At 70.5% G+C, this 19,008-nt stretch carries 17 protein-coding genes and 2 riboswitches; of the genes, 12 read left to right on the plus strand and 5 right to left on the minus strand.

The features are described 5' to 3' along the window. Positions 1–92 precede the first annotated feature (92 nt). From glyA to gcvT, 3 genes are all read right to left on the minus strand, one after another. Positions 93–1,370, minus strand: coding sequence for a serine hydroxymethyltransferase (glyA, locus tag V7E45_RS05935; RefSeq protein ID WP_333773006.1), 1,278 nt, complete (start codon positions 1,368–1,370; stop codon positions 93–95). A gap of 14 nt (positions 1,371–1,384) precedes the next feature. Further along, a complete protein-coding gene (gcvH, locus tag V7E45_RS05940) occupies positions 1,385–1,762 on the minus strand; it encodes a glycine cleavage system protein GcvH (protein WP_020942360.1) in 378 nt (125 codons plus the stop codon). Between the two features lie 113 nt (positions 1,763–1,875). Beyond that, the gene (gene gcvT / locus V7E45_RS05945; protein ID WP_333773007.1) at positions 1,876–2,994 is read right to left on the minus strand and encodes a glycine cleavage system aminomethyltransferase GcvT; all 1,119 of its coding nucleotides are present in this window, start codon (positions 2,992–2,994) and stop codon (positions 1,876–1,878) included. A gap of 74 nt (positions 2,995–3,068) precedes the next feature. Continuing rightward, positions 3,069–3,183, minus strand: a riboswitch (glycine riboswitch). Beyond that, a riboswitch (glycine riboswitch) is annotated at positions 3,184–3,281 on the minus strand. It lies immediately after the preceding riboswitch. A gap of 172 nt (positions 3,282–3,453) precedes the next feature. On the opposite strand from gcvT, the gene V7E45_RS05950 reads away from it, so the two are divergent. From V7E45_RS05950 to V7E45_RS05995, 10 genes are all read left to right on the plus strand, one after another. Further along, the gene (locus V7E45_RS05950; RefSeq protein WP_333773008.1) at positions 3,454–4,128 is read left to right on the plus strand and encodes an AAA family ATPase; all 675 of its coding nucleotides are present in this window, start codon (positions 3,454–3,456) and stop codon (positions 4,126–4,128) included. 74 nt (positions 4,129–4,202) lie between these two features. Then, positions 4,203–4,994, plus strand: a complete 792-nt coding sequence (locus V7E45_RS05955; protein ID WP_333773009.1) for an enhanced serine sensitivity protein SseB — start codon at positions 4,203–4,205, stop codon at positions 4,992–4,994. A gap of 180 nt (positions 4,995–5,174) precedes the next feature. Continuing rightward, positions 5,175–5,954, plus strand: a complete 780-nt coding sequence (locus V7E45_RS05960) for an enhanced serine sensitivity protein SseB C-terminal domain-containing protein (RefSeq protein WP_443055950.1) — start codon at positions 5,175–5,177, stop codon at positions 5,952–5,954. Between the two features lie 352 nt (positions 5,955–6,306). Further along, positions 6,307–7,305, plus strand: a complete 999-nt coding sequence (locus V7E45_RS05965; RefSeq protein ID WP_333773011.1) for an ABC transporter permease — start codon at positions 6,307–6,309, stop codon at positions 7,303–7,305. 55 nt (positions 7,306–7,360) lie between these two features. Next, entirely contained in the window at positions 7,361–9,112 is a 1,752-nt protein-coding gene (locus V7E45_RS05970) for an ABC transporter substrate-binding protein (RefSeq protein ID WP_443055948.1), read from the plus strand. A gap of 72 nt (positions 9,113–9,184) precedes the next feature. Beyond that, a complete protein-coding gene (locus V7E45_RS05975; protein ID WP_333773013.1) occupies positions 9,185–10,192 on the plus strand; it encodes an ABC transporter permease in 1,008 nt (335 codons plus the stop codon). Next, a complete protein-coding gene (locus tag V7E45_RS05980; RefSeq protein ID WP_333773014.1) occupies positions 10,189–11,283 on the plus strand; it encodes an ABC transporter ATP-binding protein in 1,095 nt (364 codons plus the stop codon). The genes V7E45_RS05975 and V7E45_RS05980 overlap by 4 nt, the downstream gene beginning before the upstream one ends. Continuing rightward, positions 11,280–12,824, plus strand: coding sequence for an ABC transporter ATP-binding protein (locus V7E45_RS05985; RefSeq protein WP_333773015.1), 1,545 nt, complete (start codon positions 11,280–11,282; stop codon positions 12,822–12,824). The genes V7E45_RS05980 and V7E45_RS05985 overlap by 4 nt, the downstream gene beginning before the upstream one ends. A 100-nt stretch (positions 12,825–12,924) precedes the next feature. Continuing rightward, entirely contained in the window at positions 12,925–14,316 is a 1,392-nt protein-coding gene (locus tag V7E45_RS05990) for a M1 family metallopeptidase (RefSeq protein ID WP_333773016.1), read from the plus strand. Positions 14,317–14,363: 47 nt separating this feature from the next. Then, a complete protein-coding gene (locus V7E45_RS05995) occupies positions 14,364–15,023 on the plus strand; it encodes a trimeric intracellular cation channel family protein (protein ID WP_333773017.1) in 660 nt (219 codons plus the stop codon). On the opposite strand, the gene V7E45_RS06000 is transcribed toward V7E45_RS05995, so the two are convergent. After that, positions 14,932–16,191, minus strand: a complete 1,260-nt coding sequence (locus tag V7E45_RS06000; RefSeq protein WP_333773018.1) for an alpha/beta hydrolase — start codon at positions 16,189–16,191, stop codon at positions 14,932–14,934. The two genes, V7E45_RS05995 and V7E45_RS06000, sit on opposite strands and share 92 nt — an antisense overlap. A 177-nt stretch (positions 16,192–16,368) precedes the next feature. Between V7E45_RS06000 and V7E45_RS06005 the strand changes: the two genes are divergently transcribed. Then, positions 16,369–17,229, plus strand: a complete 861-nt coding sequence (locus tag V7E45_RS06005) for a thioesterase family protein (RefSeq protein WP_333773019.1) — start codon at positions 16,369–16,371, stop codon at positions 17,227–17,229. On the opposite strand, the gene V7E45_RS06010 is transcribed toward V7E45_RS06005, so the two are convergent. Then, positions 17,216–17,815, minus strand: coding sequence for a TIGR03086 family metal-binding protein (locus V7E45_RS06010; RefSeq protein ID WP_333773020.1), 600 nt, complete (start codon positions 17,813–17,815; stop codon positions 17,216–17,218). The genes V7E45_RS06005 and V7E45_RS06010 overlap by 14 nt on opposite strands. Positions 17,816–17,918: 103 nt before the next feature. Here V7E45_RS06010 and V7E45_RS06015 point away from each other — a divergent pair, with 103 nt between their 5' ends. Next, on the plus strand, positions 17,919–18,899 hold the full coding sequence (locus V7E45_RS06015; protein ID WP_333773021.1) for a helix-turn-helix transcriptional regulator: 981 nt from the start codon (positions 17,919–17,921) through the stop codon (positions 18,897–18,899). The last annotated feature ends 109 nt before the right edge of the window (positions 18,900–19,008 follow it).

A 19,008-nucleotide genomic window follows, 5' to 3' on the forward strand; every position in this document is an offset into this window, starting at 1 on the left:
CACTGGACAGGGAAGGTGTGCGGGGGTGGGCACCCACCCGGTACCCCGCACACCTTCCCTTTCCAGTGTGCGGGGTACCGGGCGTTACGGACCTACTTGTTCAGACCCGGGTACAGCGGGTGCTTGTCGGCGAGCGCCTTGACGCGCGCCTTGAGGGCCGCGGCCTCGGCGGCCCCGAAGGGGGACGGCGCCTTCAGCGTCTCGGCGATCACGTCCGCGACCTCGGCGAAGTCCTCCGCCGAGAAGCCGCGGGTGGCCAGGGCGGGCGTGCCGATCCGCAGACCCGAGGTGACCATCGGGGGGCGCGGGTCGTTCGGGACCGCGTTGCGGTTGACCGTGATACCGACCTCGTGCAGCCGGTCCTCGGCCTGCTGGCCGTCCAGCTCGGACTCGCGCAGGTCCACCAGGATCAGGTGCACGTCGGTGCCGCCGGACAGGACGTTCACCCCGGCCTCGCGCGCGTCGGCCGCCGTCAGCCGCTCGGCGAGGATGCGCGCACCCTCCACCGTACGGCGCTGGCGCTCCTTGAAGTCCTCCGAGGCGGCGACCTTGAAGGAGACGGCCTTGGCCGCGATCACGTGCTCCAGGGGGCCGCCCTGGAAGCCCGGGAAGACCGAGGAGTTCAGCTTCTTGGCGAAGTCCTTCTTGGCCAGGATGATGCCGCCGCGCGGACCGCCCAGGGTCTTGTGCGTCGTGGAGGTGACCACGTCCGCGTACTCCACCGGGTTCGGGTGCAGACCGGCGGCGACCAGGCCCGCGAAGTGGGCCATGTCGACCCACAGGAACGCCTCGACCTCGTCGGCGATCCGGCGGAACTCGGCGAAGTCGAGCTGCCGGGGGTACGCCGACCAGCCGGCGATGATCACCTTCGGGCGGTGCTCCTTGGCGAGCCGCTCGACCTCGGCCATGTCGACCAGGCCGGCCTCGTCCACGTGGTAGGCGACCACGTTGAACTGCTTGCCGGAGAAGTTCAGGCGCATGCCGTGGGTCAGGTGGCCGCCGTGCGCCAGGTCGAGGCCGAGGATGGTGTCCCCGGGCCGGGCCAGCGCGAACAGGGCCGCCTGGTTGGCGGAGGCGCCGGAGTGGGGCTGCACGTTGGCGTACTCGGCGCCGAACAGCTCCTTGACCCGGTCGATGGCGATCTGCTCGGCGACGTCGACGTGCTCGCAGCCGCCGTAGTAGCGGCGGCCCGGGTAGCCCTCGGCGTACTTGTTGGTCAGGACCGAACCCTGGGCCTCCATCACCGCGAGCGGCGCGAAGTTCTCGGAGGCGATCATCTCCAGGGTCGACTGCTGGCGGTGCAGCTCGGCGTCGACCGCGGCGGCGATCTCCGGGTCCAGCTCGTGCAGGGACGTGTTCAGGACAGTCATACGGCTACGACTCCTCAGCCGGCGTTCTGGGCGGTGTACTCGTCGGCGGAGAGCAGGTCGGCCGGCTCGTCCGTGACGCGCACCTTGAACAGCCAGCCGCCCTCGAAGGGGGCCGAGTTCACCAGCGACGGGTCGTTGACGACGTCCTCGTTGATCTCGGTGATCTCGCCGCTGACCGGCGAGTACAGGTCCGAGACCGACTTGGTCGACTCCAGCTCACCGCAGGTCTCGCCCGCCTCGACGGTGGACCCGACCTCGGGGAGCTGGGCGTAGACCACATCGCCGAGCGCGTTGGCCGCGAACTCGGTGATGCCGACCGTCGAGACGCCGTTCTCGGCGGCCGACAGCCACTCGTGCTCCTTGCTGTAGCGCAGCTGCTGGGGGTTGCTCATGGCCTGAATTCTCCTGTACGCGCGGGAGTGCTGATGAAGGGGGACTGCTGGACCTGCCGGGGGCAGGCCGGTGTGCGCAGGGTCACGCCGTGGTGACGGACCGCGCCCAGTGTCTACTTCTGGCGCTTGTAGAACGGCAGTGCCACGACCTCGAAGGGCTCGTGGCTGCCGCGGATGTCCACGCCGACGCCCTCGGTGCCCGGCGCCGCGTGCGCCGCGTCGACGTACGCGATGGCGATCGGCTTGCCCAGGGTGGGGGAGGGGGCGCCGGAGGTGACCTCGCCGATCACCTCGCCGCCCGCGACGACGGCGAACCCGGCCCGCGGCACACGGCGGCCCTCGGCGACCAGGCCGACCAGGACGCGCGGCGGGTTCTGCTCGGCTCTGGCGGCGGCCTCGGCCAGCGCCTCGCGGCCCACGAAGTCGCCCTCCTTCTCGAACTTCACCACCCGGCCGAGGCCGGCGTCGAACGGCGTCAGCGCGGTGGTCAGCTCGTGCCCGTACAGCGGCATGCCCGCCTCCAGGCGCAGCGTGTCCCGGCAGGACAGGCCGCACGGCACCAGGCCGGCGCCCTCGCCGGCCTTGGTCAGCGCCTGCCACAGCTCGACCGCGTGCTCGGGCTTCACGAACAGCTCGAAGCCGTCCTCGCCGGTGTAGCCGGTACGGGCGATCAGCGCGGGGACGCCCGCGACGGTGCCCGGCAGGCCCGCGTAGTACTTCAGGCCGTCCAGGTCGGCGTCCGTGAGCGACTTCAGGATGCCGGGGGACTCCGGGCCCTGGACCGCGATCAGCGCGTAGGCGTCCCGGTCGTCGCGCACCTCGGCGTCGAAGCCCTCGGCGCGCTCGGTCAGCGCGTCCAGCACCACCTGGGCGTTGGAGGCGTTGGCCACGACCATGTACTCGGTCTCGGCGAGCCGGTAGACGATCAGGTCGTCCAGGATGCCGCCGTCGGCCTGGCAGATCATGGTGTAGCGGGCCCGCCCGACGCCGACGGAGGCGATGTTGCCGACGAGGGCGTGGTTCAGCAGGGCGGCGGCGCCGGCGCCGGTCACCGTGATCTCGCCCATGTGGGAGAGGTCGAAGAGACCCGCCTTGGTGCGCACGGCCAGGTGCTCGTCGCGTTCCGAGCCGTAGCGCAGGGGCATGTCCCAGCCCGCGAAGTCGGTCATCGTCGCACCGAGCGAGCGGTGGAGGGCGTCCAGCGCGGTGTGACGGAGTTCGGTACTGCTCATCGGTCGGTCGTCTCCCGGGGCGGATGGGGTCCCCCCACGCGAACGCAGCCGAGCGCGGGGGAGGGCGAGGTCGTTCCTCCCCATCTGTCATCGGAACCTGAGAGGTTCGCCATGATCCCCGCGAGGGGTCGGTCACGGCTTGCACCTTGGGTGGAGCCACTGTCGCAGCGGCCCGCTTTTCAGATGTGCCTCGCCCACGCGGTAACGGTGCCTGAGAGATTCAAGGGAGGGACTTGCTCCTTCGGCGTCCCAGCGAACGAGGCTGGGAACTCTCCCGCGCGGATTCAAACGGCCGGTATGCAGTTGGCGGGCACATCATTGCACGCCACGCCCCCGCCCGTCAGGGCCCGCATCTGTGACCGACCTGTGGCAGTACGCGTACCGAACCGCAGGGCCCGAACCATTACCTTCTCTTTAACGTCGCGGGGCAGGGGATCTGTCGAGCCCCAGGGGAGGACGATGACGGTGAACAGGACCACGGCCTACGTCACCACCGCGGGCGTCGCGGTGCCGGGACAGCCCTCCGCCCCGGCCCTCGAACACCGCGCGGGGCGCCCCGCCGCCGCCGTGCGCGACCTGCGCGAGCGCGCCGGCCACGGCCCGCGCGCCCTGCTCTTCGGGCCGCGTGACGTGGTGGTGGTCACCGGCCTGCCGGGCAGCGGCAAGTCCACCCTGATGCGCCGCGCGGTCCCCGGGCCGCGCGTCGACTCCCAGGACACCCGGGACCGCTGGGACACCCGGATGCCCCGCTTCCTGCCCTACGCGCTTTACCGCCCCTTGGTCCGCCTCGCGCACTACACGGGGCTGAGGCGCGCCCTGCGCACCGGCACGGGCCTCGTGGTGCACGACTGCGGCACCCAGTCCTGGGTGCGTGCCTGGCTCGCCCGGGAGGCCCGCCGCCGGGGCGGCACCCTGCACCTGGTCCTGCTCGACGTGACGGCCCGGACGGCCGAGGACGGGCAGCGCGAGCGCGGCCGCGCGGTGTCCCGGTACGCCTTCCGCCGGCACCGGCGCACGACCGCACGGCTGCTGCGCGCGGTGGAACGCGGCGAACCGCCCGCGGGCTGCGGCTCGGCGGTGCTGCTCGACCGGGCCGCGGTGGACGCCCTGCAGCGCATCGACTTCACCGGCTGATCGGGCCGGGGCCTGTCACAGGCACCCGCTAGCCTTCTGCTCCACAGGCACGGTTCCCAGCAGGCGGTAGGCAGATGGACTTCCCGGCGGACATTCCCGCGGACTTCCCGGCACAGGCGCACCCCCACCCGCACGGCGGTTGGCCCGGCAACGAGCTGGAGGAGGTGCTCTCGGCCTCCCTCGGCATACCCACGGCCGGCGGGCGGATCATCGAGGTGCTGGGCCGCAGCTTCGTCTGGATCCCGCTGCCCAACGGCGGCGGTCCGCACAGCGGTCCGCTCGACCTGCCCACGATGGAGATCGACGGCCAGGTGTTCGTCCCGGTCTTCAGCTCCGAGGAGCAGCTCCACCAGGCGGCCGGCTCCCACATGTCGTACACCATCGCCCCCGCGGTGGAGTTCGCCCGCGGCCTGCCCCCGCAGGCCGGGATCGCGGTGAACCCCGGCGGCGTGGTGGGCGTGCCGCTGCCGCCGGAGGCGGTGGCCGAGCTGTGCCGCGCGGGCCGTACCCCGCTGGACGGTCCCGGCACCGGCGGCCGGGTCCGCCTCTTCGAGCCCGACTGGCAGGACGACCCGGTCGACTTCCTCGCCGCGGCCGCCGCCGAGTTCGCCGCGACCGGCGTGGTCGTCACCGCCCGCCGCTGCCTCGCGGCCGTCGAGACGGCCGACCCGGTCATGTTCGTCGGGGTGGAACTCTCCCAGTGGGAGGGCGACCTGCGCGCCCTGCCGCTGGAGGCCCTCGGCCGGGCCCTCGGCAAAGTCCCGGTCAAGTGGCCGGTCAACCTGATCCTCCTGGACGTCGCCCAGGACCCGGTCGGCGACTGGCTGAAGACCGACGTCCGGCCCTTCTACCAGTACGGCCACTGAAAGCCGGCGTGACGACCGGGGGGCGCGGGGAACTGCGCGACCGGCCGGGAGCGACCCGCACCCGCGCACGAACACGGGGCCCCGAGCCCTTGGGCGCATAAGCTGTCTCCACACACAGGGCAAGAACCGAAGGGGCGGTACGGACAGGTGAGCGCGAGCCCAAGCGGCAGCGTCGAGCACATGCTGCGCCAGGTCACCCCCGGGCGGTACGACGCCTACGAGGCACTGCTGCGCGCCCTCGCCACCCCCTCCTCCGGCCAGATCTGGATGCTCCTGTGGCACGGCCAGGGCGGGTCCCCCGACGCCCAGTACGGGAACATGGAGGTCGACGGGTTCAGCTACGCCCCCTGCGTGACCTCCGCGCAGGAACTCTCGGCGAGCGGCTGGAACCGCTCCTACGAGGTGGTCGACGGACTTGACGTCGCCCGCACGCTCTACCCGGACCACTACGGCCTCTGGCTCAACCCGCACGCCCCGGGCGGCGGTGTCGGCGTCCCCTGGCCGGACCTGCGCCGGATCGCCACCGGCCTTGACCGCCAGCCCGCCGGGCCCCTCAGCCTGTCGGAACCGGGCATCGAGGTCTCCCAGTTCTACGCGCTGCTCGCACAGAACGCCCACCGCACGCCCGCCCTGCGCGCGTTGCGCCGCGCCTGGGTGCAGCCCGCGCTCGGCGCCCCGTACCTCGCCATCGGCCTGGACGTGTACGACACCTCGCCGGCCACGGTCGACTCGGTGCGGGCGATGATGCAGCAGTCCGTCGGAGCGGTGCCCGAGGGGCTGCCGGTGTCCACGGTCGCCATGACCGACGACTACGACCCGGTGGTGCTGTGGATGCGGGCCAACGCCCGGCCCTTCTACGACCGCGACGCGCACGCGGCCGCGCCCCAGCCGCAGCTCCAGGCCCAGCCCCAGGGGCCGGCCGCCGGGTACGGCTATCCGCCGGTCCACGGGGGCTACTGACCGACGGGTCCGCGCAGTCCGTTCCTTGGACGTAGGGCGGTGTCTCCGGTGAACCGCGGACTTCTTCGCGCGTAGATCAGCGCCGGTTCGTCCCGTTTCACGGAGATAGTCACCCGGTGCCCCAAGTGCCCCGCGTTCGCTGGCCGTTACCCGCTGATCGGATAACGGAATCCCCTGGACTGCATCACGTTTGCGCATACTTTCCCCGTCAGCTCTGGCGGGTGATCGCGGCGACGCTGAAGACTCGCGACTCAGGCCACAGGTGGAGACCTCGTGGTCGAGCAAGTCGACAAAGCCGCAAACCGCGGCAGGCGCAGGCCGGTCACCACCGGCGAGAGGGGTCGGGTTCACAGTGACCGCACCGATCGAGACCACCGGAGCGGCGGCCGAGGCACAGCCGGAAGCTGTGCTCGAAGGCGCCGGTAAGGGGCAGATCGAGGGTCGTTCCCTTGGACAGATCGCGTGGACCCGGTTCAAGAAGGACAAGGTCGCGGTCGCCGGTGGTGTGATCGTGATCCTGCTCATTCTTCTGGCGGTCCTCTCCCGTCCGATCCAGGCCATGTTCGGTCTCGACCCGAACGCCTTCCATCAGGACCTGATCACGCCCGACACCTCGCTGCCCAAGGGCGGCTGGGGTGGCATGAGCGCGGACCACCCGCTCGGCGTGGACCCGAAGTTCGGCCGGGACATCGCCACCCGCGTCCTGGAGGGCTCCTGGGTGTCGCTGGTGGTCGCCTTCGGCGCCACGATCCTGTCCAACGTGATCGGCGCGATCATGGGTGTCGTCGCCGGCTACTACGGCGGCCGGGTCGACAACGTCATCAGCCGCCTGATGGACACCTTCCTCGCCTTCCCCCTCCTGCTCTTCGCCATCGCGATCTCCGCCACCCTGCAGGGCGGCGCGTTCGGCCTGAACGGGCTGCCGCTCCACCTGAGCGTGCTCATCTTCGTCATCGGCTTCTTCAACTGGCCCTACCTGGGCCGGATCGTGCGCGGCCAGACCCTCGCCCTGCGTGAGCGCGAGTTCGTCGACGCCTCCCGCGGCATGGGTGCCAAGGGCCCGTACATCCTGTTCCGGGAGCTGATGCCCAACCTGGTCGGCCCGATCATCGTCTACTCGACGCTGCTCATCCCGACCAACATCCTCTTCGAGGCGTCCCTGAGCTTCCTCGGCGTCGGCATCCAGCCCCCGCAGGCGTCCTGGGGCGGCATGCTCCGCGAAGCGGTGACCTACTACCAGGTCGACCCCGAGTACATGATCGTGCCCGGTCTCGCCATCTTCGTGACCGTCCTCGCGTTCAACCTGCTCGGTGACGGTCTCCGCGATGCTCTCGACCCGCGCAGCCGCTGACGCCTGCCGCCGAGAGTCCAAAAAGTTTCCGACTATGGAGGGGAAAGCGCCCATCATGCGAAGGTCTGCGCTGGCCGCGATCGCGGCCATCGGCTCCGCCAGTCTGCTCGTTGCAGGCTGCAGCAAGGCCGATGACAACAAGGGAGACAACGGCACCTCGTCGGCCGGCGCGAACGCCGCGACCAAGGGCGTCGTCAACGCCTCCGACAAGAAGGGCGGCACGCTCACCTACGAGCTGTCCGACGTGCCGGACTCCTTCGACCCCGGCAACACGTACTACGCGTACATGTACAACCTCAGCCGGCTCTACGCCCGCCCGCTGATGACGTTCCAGCCCGGCGCCGGCGAGAAGGGCAACACCCTCGTCCCGGACCTCGCCGCGAGCAAGGGCGTCCCGAGCGAGGGCGGCAAGACCTGGACGTACAAGCTGCGTTCGGGCCTGAAGTACGAAGACGGCACCGCGATCACCTCGAAGGACGTCAAGTACGCCGTCGAGCGCTCCAACTTCGCGCGTGACGTGCTCTCCCTCGGCCCGAACTACTTCCAGCAGTTCATGGCCAAGGGCGACAAGTACAAGGGCCCCTACAAGGACAAGAGCGCCAAGGGCCTGTCGTCCATCGAGACGCCGGACGACACCACGATCGTCTTCCACCTGAACCAGGCGTTCCAGGAGTTCGACTACCTGGTCGCCGCCCCGCAGACGGCTCCGGTGCCCCAGTCCAAGGACAAGGGCGTCGACTACGTCAAGCACATCGTGTCGTCGGGCTCCTACAAGTTCCAGAGCTACGAGGACGGCAAGCAGGCCGTGCTCGTGCGCAACGAGAACTGGGACCCGAAGACCGACCCGCTGCGCAAGCAGCTGCCGAACAAGATCGTCGTCAAGCTGAAGGTCAACCCGGAGACCATCGACCAGGACGTCCTGGCCGGCGACGCGATCGACCTGGCCGGTGCCGGTGTCCAGGCCTCCACGCAGGCCAAGGTCCTCACCGACACCTCGAAGAAGGCCAACACGGACAACACCTTCGGTGGCCGTCTCGTCTACATGGCGATCAACACCAAGGTGAAGCCGTTCGACAAGGTCGAGTGCCGCAAGGCCGTGCAGTACGCGATCGACAAGGTCTCGGTGCAGACCGCCGAGGGCGGCCCGATCCGCGGCGACATCGCCTCCACGGTCCTGCCTCCGGACATCCCGGGCTACGCCAAGTCCGACGTCTACGCCACCTCCGGCAACAAGGGTGACGCCGCCAAGGCCAAGGAGCAGCTCAAGGCCTGCGGCAAGTCGTCGATCAGCACCAACATCTCGGCCCGTTCGGACCGTCCGCAGGAGATCGACGCCGCCACGGCGATCATCAACTCGCTGAAGAAGGTCGGCATCAACGCCAGCCTGAAGCAGTTCCCGTCCGGTAAGTACTTCACCGACTACGCGGGTGTGCCGAAGTTCACCGAGAAGCAGAACGTCGGCCTGATCATGATGCAGTGGGGTGCCGACTGGCCCTCCGGCTACGGCTTCCTGCAGCAGATCCTGAACGGCAAGGCGATCAGCCAGTCCGGCAACACCAACCTGTCGCAGTACGACAACAAGGACGTCAACAGCCTTCTGGGCAAGGCCATCGGCACGCAGGACGACAGCGCGCGCAACGGCCTCTACACCCAGATCGACAAGAAGACCATGGACGACGCCGTCCTCGTCCCGCTGACCTACTTCAAGGTCCTGCTGGCCCGCCCGCAGAACTACACCAACCTGGTTTCCACGGCGGCCTTCAGCGGTCAGTACGACTACCTCAACATCGGCGTCGCGTCGAAGTAGCAGCCCCGGAAGGCAGGTGAAGGCATTGGTGCCCGCGGGCTTCGCGGCCCGCGGGCACCAGCGCCGGTCCCCGTGATCTCGTACATCCTCCGCCGGACGTTCGCGGCAGTGATCCTGCTGCTGGTCGTCTCCGCGGTCACCTTCGCCATCTTCTTCCTGCTGCCACGGCTTGCCGGCCAGACAGCGGATCAGCTGGCGCAGCAGTACATCGGCAAGAGCCCGTCGAAGGCGGACATCGCCGCTGTCAAGCACAACCTCGGTCTGGACCAGCCTGTCTACGTCCAGTACTGGCACTTCATCAAGGGGATCGTGGCCGGCGCCACCTACGACCTCGGCCCCACCACGGTGCACTGCGACGCACCCTGCTTCGGTTACTCCTTCAAGAACCACCAGGCAGTGTGGCCGGAGCTCACCTCCCGTCTTCCGATCACCCTCTCGCTGGCCGTCGGTGCCGCCGTGATGTGGCTGCTCTCGGGTGTGGCGGCGGGTGTCATCTCGGCGCTGAAGCCGCGCTCGGTCCTCGACCGGACCTTCATGGGCATCGCGCTCACCGGCGTGTCGCTGCCCATGTTCTTCACGGGCAACCTGGCGATCCTGCTCTTCACCTATCAGTGGCCGATCTTCGGCAAGACGTACGTCCCGTTCACCGAGAACCCCTCGCAGTGGGCCAACACCCTCTTCCCGGCGTGGTGTTCGCTCGCCCTGCTCTACTCCGCCATCTACGCGCGGCTCACCCGCTCGGGCATGCTGGAGACGATGAACGAGGACTTCATCCGCACGGCCCGCGCCAAGGGCCTGCGGGAGCGCACCGTCGTCACCCGGCACGGCCTGCGCGCCGCGCTCACCCCGATCATCACGGTCTTCGGCATGGACCTCGGCCTGCTGCTCGGCGGTGCCGTGATCACCGAGTCGGTGTTCTCACTGCCCGGCATCGGCCAGTACGCGGTGCAGGGCATCACCGACAACGACCTGCCCAAGATCCTCGGCGTGACCCTGCTCGCCGCGTTCTTCGTCGTCTTCGCAAATCTCCTGGTGGACGTGCTCTACGCCGCCGCCGACCCGCGGGTGAGGCTCTCGTGACCGAACTCTCCAAGACCGGTGCCGCAGTGGGGGAGCCCACCTCCCCCGGCACGGCACCCGAGGCCTTCCTCGAGGTCCGCGACCTCAAGGTGCACTTCCCCACCGACGACGGCCTGGTCAAGTCCGTCGACGGGCTCAGCTTCTCGCTGGAGAAGGGCCGGACCCTCGCCGTCGTCGGCGAGTCCGGCTCCGGCAAGTCGGTCACCTCGCAGGCCATCATGGGCCTGCACCGGCTCGGCACCCGCGGCAAGAACGTGCGGATGACCGGCGAGATCTGGCTGGACGGCAAGGAACTGGTCTCCGCCGCCCCGGACGAGGTGCGCAAGCTCCGCGGCCGCGAGATGGCGATGATCTTCCAGGACCCGCTGTCCGCGATGCACCCGTACTACAAGGTCGGCGACCAGATCGTCGAGGCGTACCGGGTCCACCACAAGGTCAGCAAGAAGGTCGCCCGCAAGCGGGCCATCGAGATGCTCGACCGGGTCGGCATCCCCGAGCCGGCCAAGCGCGTCGACGGCTACCCGCACGAGTTCTCCGGCGGTATGCGCCAGCGCGCCATGATCGCCATGGCGCTGGTGAACAACCCCGAGCTGCTCATCGCGGACGAGCCGACCACCGCCCTCGACGTCACCGTCCAGGCGCAGATCCTCGACCTGATCCGGGACCTGCAGAAGGAGTTCGGCTCCGCGGTCATCATGATCACCCATGACCTCGGCGTGGTCGCCGAGATCGCCGACGACGTCCTCGTGATGTACGGCGGTCGGTGCGTGGAGCGCGGTCCGGCGAACGAGGTCTTCGAGAAGCCGCAGCACCCTTACACCTGGGGTCTGCTCGGCTCGATGCCGCGCATCGACCGCGAGACCTCCGAACGGCTCATCCCGGTCAAGGGCCAGCCGCCGAGCCTCATCAACATCCCCTCGGGCTGCGCGTTCCACCCGCGCTGCCCGTACGCGGACATCCCCAAGGGGAACGTCACCCGCACGGTGCGCCCCGAGCTGGAACCGGTGGGCACCGGGCACTGGTCCGCCTGCCACCTCCCGGCCGAGGACCGTGAGCGGATCTGGACCGAAGAGATTGCGCCGAAGCTGTGAGTGAGACCAAGAAGACGGACGAGGCCCAGGCCGTGATCCCGCAGCAGGCGTCCGCTCCCGAGGACCGCGACGTGCTGCTCCGGGTCGAGGGTCTGACCAAGCACTTCCCGATCAAGAAGGGCATTCTCCAGCGCCAGGTCGGCGCGGTGAAGGCCGTCGACGGCATCGACTTCGAGGTCCGTCGCGGCGAGACCCTGGGCGTGGTCGGCGAATCGGGCTGCGGCAAGTCGACCATGGGCCGGGTCATCACCCGGCTCCAGGACCCGACCGGCGGCCGGATCACCTTCGACGGCCAGGACATCACCCGGCTGAAGACCGGGCAGATGCGTCCGCTGCGCCGCGACATCCAGATGATCTTCCAGGACCCGTACGGCTCCCTGAACCCCCGGCACACCATCGGCTCGATCGTCTCGGCGCCCTTCCGGCTCCAGGGCGTCGAGCCCGAGGGCGGGGTGAAGAAGGAGGTCCAGCGGCTCCTCGAACTGGTCGGTCTGAGCCCCGAGCACTACAACCGCTACCCGCACGAGTTCTCCGGCGGTCAGCGCCAGCGCATCGGCATCGCCCGCGCGCTCGCCCTGAAGCCGAAGCTGGTGGTGGCCGACGAGCCGGTGTCCGCGCTCGACGTGTCGATCCAGGCGCAGGTCGTGAACCTCATGGACGACCTCCAGCAGGAACTCGGCCTGACCTACGTGATCATCGCCCACGACCTCTCCGTGGTGCGGCACGTCTCGGACCGTATCGCGGTGATGTACCTCGGCAAGATCGTCGAGATCGCCGACCGCACCTCGCTGTACGAGGCGCCGATGCACCCGTACACCAAGGCGCTGATGTCGGCGGTGCCGGTGCCGGACCCGAAGCGCCGTGGCCAGAAGAGCGAGCGCATCCTGCTCCGCGGCGACGTGCCCTCGCCGATCGCCCCGCCGTCCGGCTGCCGCTTCCACACCCGGTGCTGGAAGGCGACGGAGATCTGCAAGACGACCGAGCCGCAGCTCGTGGAGCTGAGGACCGGTCAGCAGGTCGCCTGCCACCACCCGGAGAACTTCGCCGACCAGGCGCCGCAGGACACCGTCCTGCTGTCGGTGGCGAAGAAGGCGTCGGAGCTGGTCCCGGACGCGGTCGTCTCCGACGACTCGGCGAAGCCGGAACCGGTGGCGGAGAAGGCGGCCGCTGCCGAGACGCCGGCGACCACCGAGGCGCCGGCGACCACCGAGACGCCGGCTGCCACCGACGAGACGGCTGCCGCCGCGGAGTCGGCCGACGTGGAGTCGGCCGCCGCCGAGGAGACCGCCGTCGAGAAGCCGGCCGCCGAGCCGGCTGCCTCCGAGGAGACTGCCGAGGAGGAGCCGGCTGCCTCGGAGGAGGCCGCCGGCGAGGACGAGGCCGCCGCCGAGGACACCGGTGCCGAGGACGAGGCGGTGGCCGAGGAGTCGGCGGCCGCCGAGGCCGCGGCCGAGACCGGTCCGAAGACCGGCCCCGGTGCGAAGGTCTCGACCGGCAAGTCCGAACCGGCCGCCGACTCCCAGGAGTCAACCGACAAGTAGCACATGACAACTGGGCAAAGTCATGCACATGCCTGAACGGGGGAGTGCAGAGTCGTCCGTGTCCGACCACTGATCGGCACACGCTCGAAAGGGACGACTCATGGCACTCTCCCGTTCGGCACGTTCAGCGGCCGTCGCCACCGCGGCGGCCGCTTCCTTGGTCATCGCCGCCGCACCCGCCCCCACCGCGGGCGCCCCCGGCACAGGTGACCCCTATTTCCCCCGGCTCGGCAACGGCGGCTTCGACGCCCGCCACTACACCCTGGACATCGCCTACGCCCCGGACACCGGCCGCCTCGACGGCCGGGCGACCCTCACCGCGCGCGCCACCCAGAACCTCTCCTCCTTCGACCTCGACCTCCAGCAGCTCCGGATCACGGCGATCGAGGTCAACGGCAGACACGCCAAGTTCACCCGCGACGGCGACGAGGTCACGGTGACCCCGCGCGGCACCCTGGCCGAGGGCCGCGACTTCACCGTCACCGTCACCTACGGCGGTGTCCCCGAGCCGCTCAGCGGCCCCATCGTCTTCGGCTCCAAGTACGGCTGGATGAAGACCGCCGACGGCGTCTTCGTCGCCTGCGAGCCCAACGCCGCCTCCACCTGGTTCCCCTCCAGCGACCACCCCTCCGACAAGGCCACCTACGACATCCGGATCAAGGCGCCCCGGGGCCTGACCGGCGTCTCCAACGGCCGGCTGGTGTCGACGTACGACCGGGGCGGCTCGACGTACACGCACTGGCGGGAGAGCCGGCCCATGGCCACCTACCTGGCGACCGCCACCATCGGGAAGTTCGACGTACGCACCGGCCGCACCCCGGGCGGCACCCCGATCTACGTCGCCGTCGACCCCGTGCTCAAGGACAGCAACAGCGTCGACGTGTACGCCGTCACCGCCGCCGCCACCGACTACTGGTCGCGGGTGTTCGGCCCCTACCCCTTCGAGGAGACCGGGGCCATCGTCGACGACATGCCCGAGGCCGGCTTCTCGCTCGAGGTGCAGAGCAAGCCCGCCTACTCGGCCGTGCGCAACGAGACGACCATCGTCCACGAACTGGCCCACCAGTGGTTCGGCGACTCGGTGAGCGTGGAGCAGTGGAAGGACGTCTGGCTCAACGAGGGCTTCGCCACCTACGCCCAGTGGCTGTGGGCGGAGCACCAGGGCACCCGCTCGGCCCACGACACCTTCCGCGCCGCCTACGACGCCCGCCCCGCCGACTCCTCCTTCTGGCAGATCCAGGTGGCCGACCCGCAGCGCGACACGATGTTCGCCTCCGCCGTCTACCAGCGCGGCGCGATGACGCTCCAGGCGCTCCGGGAGAAGATCGGCGACAAGACGTTCTTCCGGCTGCTGCCCGCATGGACCCGGCTGCACCGGTACGGCAACGCGGACACGGCCGACTTCGTCCGCCTCGCCGAACGGGTCAGCGGCCGCAAACTGGACGACCTCTTCCGCACCTGGCTCTTCACAACAGGGAAACCCACCCTGTGAGCCTGGCTTTGTAAGGTTCACGCGCCCTGTTGGGTGAGAATGGCAGGGTGCAGCTCCAGCAACTCTTCAGTCCCTCCGTCCAGCACACGCTCGACGTCATCGGCATCTTCGTGTTCGCGATCTCCGGTGCGCTGCTGGCCGTCCGCAAGAACTTCGACGTGTTCGGCATAGCGGTGCTCGCCGAGGTCACGGCGCTGGGCGGGGGGCTGTTCCGGGACGTGGTCATCGGGGCCGTGCCCCCGGCCGCCTTCACGGACCTGGGGTACTTCCTCACCCCCCTGATCGCCACCCTCGTGGTCTTCTTCCTGCACCCGCACGTGGAGCGGATCCAGACCGGCGTCCTGGTCTTCGACGCGGCCGGCCTCGGGTTGTTCTGCGTCAGCGGTACGACCAAGGCGTACAGCTACGGCCTCAACCTGACCGCGTCCGCGACCCTGGGCCTGGCCACCGCGGTCGGCGGCGGTGTGCTCCGGGACGTGCTCGCCAACGAGGTGCCCTCGCTGCTGCGCTGGGACCGCGACCTGTACGCGGTCCCGGCGATCGTCGGCGCCACCATGGTGGCGCTGTGCATCCGCTACGACGCCCTGACCCCGCTCACCAGCGGGCTCGCGGCCGTCACCGCTTCCGCCCTGCGCCTGCTGGCGATGAGGTTCCACTGGCGAGCGCCGCGCGCCTGGAACCGGCGGTCGACGGTGACCGAGGAGTAGCCCCGGCGGTCGCCGAGGTGAGGGACCGGTCCTCGCCGCCCACGCGGTTCTGACCCATCTGGAGGGTCAGCCAGCGGAACACCGCAGGCACCTGCGGCCGCCACAGCGCCATCGTGTGCCCGCCGGCGCTGCGCGGCAGGAAGACCACGTGCACGGTCGTCGGCGCCTTGGCGACGGACTCCAGCGCCATGCCCGCCTGGTAGCCGTCACCCGACTCGCCGGACACGTACAGCGCGATGCGGGGCGGCACGGCCGCCTTGCGCAGCAGCAGGTAGGGGTTGTTCTCGGCGCGCAGCGCGGGGTTCTGCGAGGCCAGCGAGTTGCGCTCGCCGATCGGGTCGTTGTACCCCGACATGCTCACCGCGGCCCGGTACCGGTCCGGGTGTGCCACGGCCAGCTTGACCGCGCAGTGCGCGCCGGCCGAGTACCCGGCCACCGCCCAGCCCTGGGGGGCCGGCTGTGCGCGGAAGTTGTCCGTCACCATCTTGGGCACGTCGACGCTGAGCCAGCTGTCGGCGTTGACCTGACCGGGGATGTTGGCGCAGCCGGTGTCCACGCCGGCCAGCAGGTTGGTGCGCGGCGCCACCAGGATGAACGGCGCGACCCGGCCGTCCCGCATCATCGGCAGCAGCTGCTCGTGCGCCTTCAGCGACCCGAACCATGCCTTCGCCGAGCCGGGGTAGCCGGGCAGCAGTTCCACCACCGGGAACTTCTTGCCGCGGTAGGCCGGCTCGTCGTACTGGGGCGGCAGCCAGACGTAGACCTCGGCGTTCACCCCGGAGACCCGGCCCTTGAGCTGGGTGACGCGGACGCCGCCGGCCGTGCGCATGCCGGGTCCGTCGGCCGGCCTGAAGACCTGCCTGACCTTGGGCAACCGCTTCAGCGCCAGACCGCCGGTGCCGTCCCGGCCGAGGTCGGCGGCCTGCTGGACGTGGTTGCCGGTGCCGAGGAGGTCGGCCCAGTTGTCGTACAGGTTGTTCTGGTTGTTGACCAGCACGAAGACCAGCGCGACGGCCGTGCCCTGGGTGAACAGCAGCATGAGGACCCGGGCTGCGGTGCGCAGCGGCCTGGGCCCGCGCAGCCGCGACCAGAGCGTGAGCGGCAGTATCAGGGCGACGACCGACAATACGATCGTCGTGTAGAGGAACGGAGTCCCGGTGAGGCTCATGTCCCCATAGAGGGGAACAGCGAGGCGTGGGTTGTGGACGTGTCCGGACACTTACCGAGAAATTGCCGGGATCTCACCCGGAGGCCGGATCGGGCGGTTCCGGGTGGCCGGATCGCGCCGTTCGGACGCCGAACGGAAAAGCTACCGCTTAGTAATTACCTGTTGTACCGTTCATCCATGCCAGAAGCAGCCACCGCGCCCACCGGGCGAGCCGTGATCGGCGACAGCGAGTTCGACCGCGACACCGCGGTCACCCGGCGCGAGCCCGGGGTCTACGACATCGACCTCTCCGCCGGCTGGACCATCATCAGCGCCGTCAACGGCGGCTACCTGCTGGCCGTTCTCGGCCGGGCCCTCGCGGACACCCTCCCGCACCCGGACCCCTTCACCGTCTCGGCGCACTACCTGACCGCGTCCCAGCCGGGTCCCGCGGTCGTCCGCACCGAGACGGTCCGCACCGGCCGCACCCTCTCCACCGGCCAGGCCTCGCTCCTGCAGTACGACGACGAGGGCAACGAGGTCGAGCGCATCCGCGTCCTCGCCTCCTACGGCGACCTCTCCGCCCTCCCCGACGACGTCCGCACGACGGCGGCACCGCCCGCCATCCCGCCGCTGGAGCAGTGCTTCGGCCCGGACGACTCGCCCGCCCCGGTGCCGGGCAGTTCCGCCATCACCGACCGGCTGATGCTCAAGCTGGACCCCGCAACCCTCGGCTGGGCCCTCGGCGCGCCCTCGGGCAGGGGAGAGATGCGCGCCTGGTTCGGCCTCGCCGACGGCCGCGACGCCGACCCCCTTTCCCTGCTCCTGGCGGTGGACGCGCTGCCGCCCACCGCCTTCGAGATCGGCCTCAAGGGCTGGGTCCCCACCGTGGAACTCACCGTCCACGTCCGCCACCGCCCGGCCCCCGGCCCGCTGCGGGTGTCCATCACCACCCGCAACCTGGCCGGCGGGTTCCTGGAGGAGGACGCCGAGGTCTGGGACAGCGAGGACCGGCTGGTCGCGCAGTCCCGCCAGCTCGCCCGGGTCAGGCTCGGCTGAGCGGAGCGCGCCCCATCCAGGCCGCGAGCCGCTCGTGGACCCCGGCCCCCGCGGGGGCCTCACGGCGGGTGTCGAACGGGGTCTCCGCGTCGCGGGGGCGGGAGTCGGGCAGTACCCGCTGGGCCGTGGCCAGCGCGAACTCGGCCAGCTCCGGGTCGAGTTCGAACGGGTACCCGACGGCCTCGGCGAGGTCCCAGGTGTGCGTCACGATCTCCATCACGTACCCGGACAGCGCCGCGTGGCCCGGCACCTCGCCCCAGGGCACCCGCACCGGGGCCGTCATCCGCTCGTCGGCCTCCCATGCCTTCAGGACCCGGACGCGCACCTCGTCGTAGGCGGCCGCCCAGCCGTCGTCCTCGACGCCCTCGGCGACCGGCTCCACCGCGAGCCCGTCACCGCCCTCGCCGACCACGGCGATCCGCCGGGTGCCGCCGACGACGTGGCTCAGCAGCGCCCGCACGTCGAACTCGGTACAGGGCGTCGGGCCGTCGAGCTGCTCGGGGCGCACCGTCCTGATGAGCGCGGCGGCCTGCTCGGTGGCGCGGGTGTAGACGGGACGCGGGTCGGTGAAACCGGTGGTGGTCATCGTGTGCCTCTCCTCTGGTGGGTACGGAGAGGAGCATGCGCCGAAAACCTGACAGATTCCGTCAACATTTGCGCGAGGTCGTGAACGACGCGATCCTGGGGCCGTGAAGTCCGACCGGCTGCTGTCGATCCTGCTCCTGCTGCAGACCCGGGGCCGGGTCCCCGCGCACCAACTCGCCGACCGGCTCGAGGTGTCGGTGCGCACCATCTACCGGGACATCGAGGCGCTGTCCGCCTCCGGCGTGCCCGTGTACGCCGAGCGCGGCCGGCACGGCGGCATCGAACTCCTCGCCGGCTTCCGCACGGACGTCACCGGTCTGACCGCCGACGAGTCCCGCGCCCTGTTCATCCTGGCCGCCCAGGGCGCCCATGCCGCGCTCGGTCTCGACGCGGCGCTCGGCTCGGCCCTGCGCAAGGTGATGGCGGCCCTGCCCGCGCCGCACCGGCCCGCCGCCGAGGTCACCAGCCGCCGCATCCTGGTCGACGCCACCCGCTGGCGCAGTGGCCCCGGGCGGTCCGTCGACCTCCAGGTGCTCCAGGACGCGGTCTTCGCCGACCGACGGCTGCGGGTGAGCTACCGGCACAGCGGGCAGCGCGAGCCCCGGACGTACACCGTGGACCCGTACGGTCTGGTCGCCAAGGCCGGGGTCTGGTACCTGGTCGCCGACCGGCGGGCGGCCCCGCGCCTGTTCCGCGCCGACCGGGTGCGCTCGGCGCGGCTGCTCGACGAGCCGGTCCGGCGCCGGACCGGCGTCGAACTCGCCGACGTCTGGGAGGTGCTGCGCCGCCAGGTGGAGGAGCGGCCCGAGGGCGCGATCGACGTCACGGTGCGGGTGCGCCGCGAGCGTCTCGACATGTTCCGGCGGATGGCGGGGGCCCTGCTGACCGAACTCCCCGAGGACGACGGGGAGGGGGACTGGGTCACGGTCCGGCTGTCCTACCCGGCGCTGCGCGCCGTGCGTCAACTCCTGGGCTTCTCCGACCAGGTGGAGATCCTCGACCCGCCCGAGGCCCGCGCCGAACTGCTGCGCGCGGTCGGCTCCGTCACGGCCCTGTACCAGGAGGCTGGACGCGGCGACGGGTGAACCCGCAGGTGAACGTGGGTACTTGGGGGGCGCTTTGCCCGATCGGCAGGCCGGGGCAGGCCACCCGCAGGAAAGCCCCGAGCGCCGCTGGTTCCGTGCCCGTCTCAGG

This window comes from Streptomyces sp. IBSBF 3136, assembly GCF_036815105.1.
Lineage (GTDB): Bacteria > Actinomycetota > Actinomycetes > Streptomycetales > Streptomycetaceae > Streptomyces.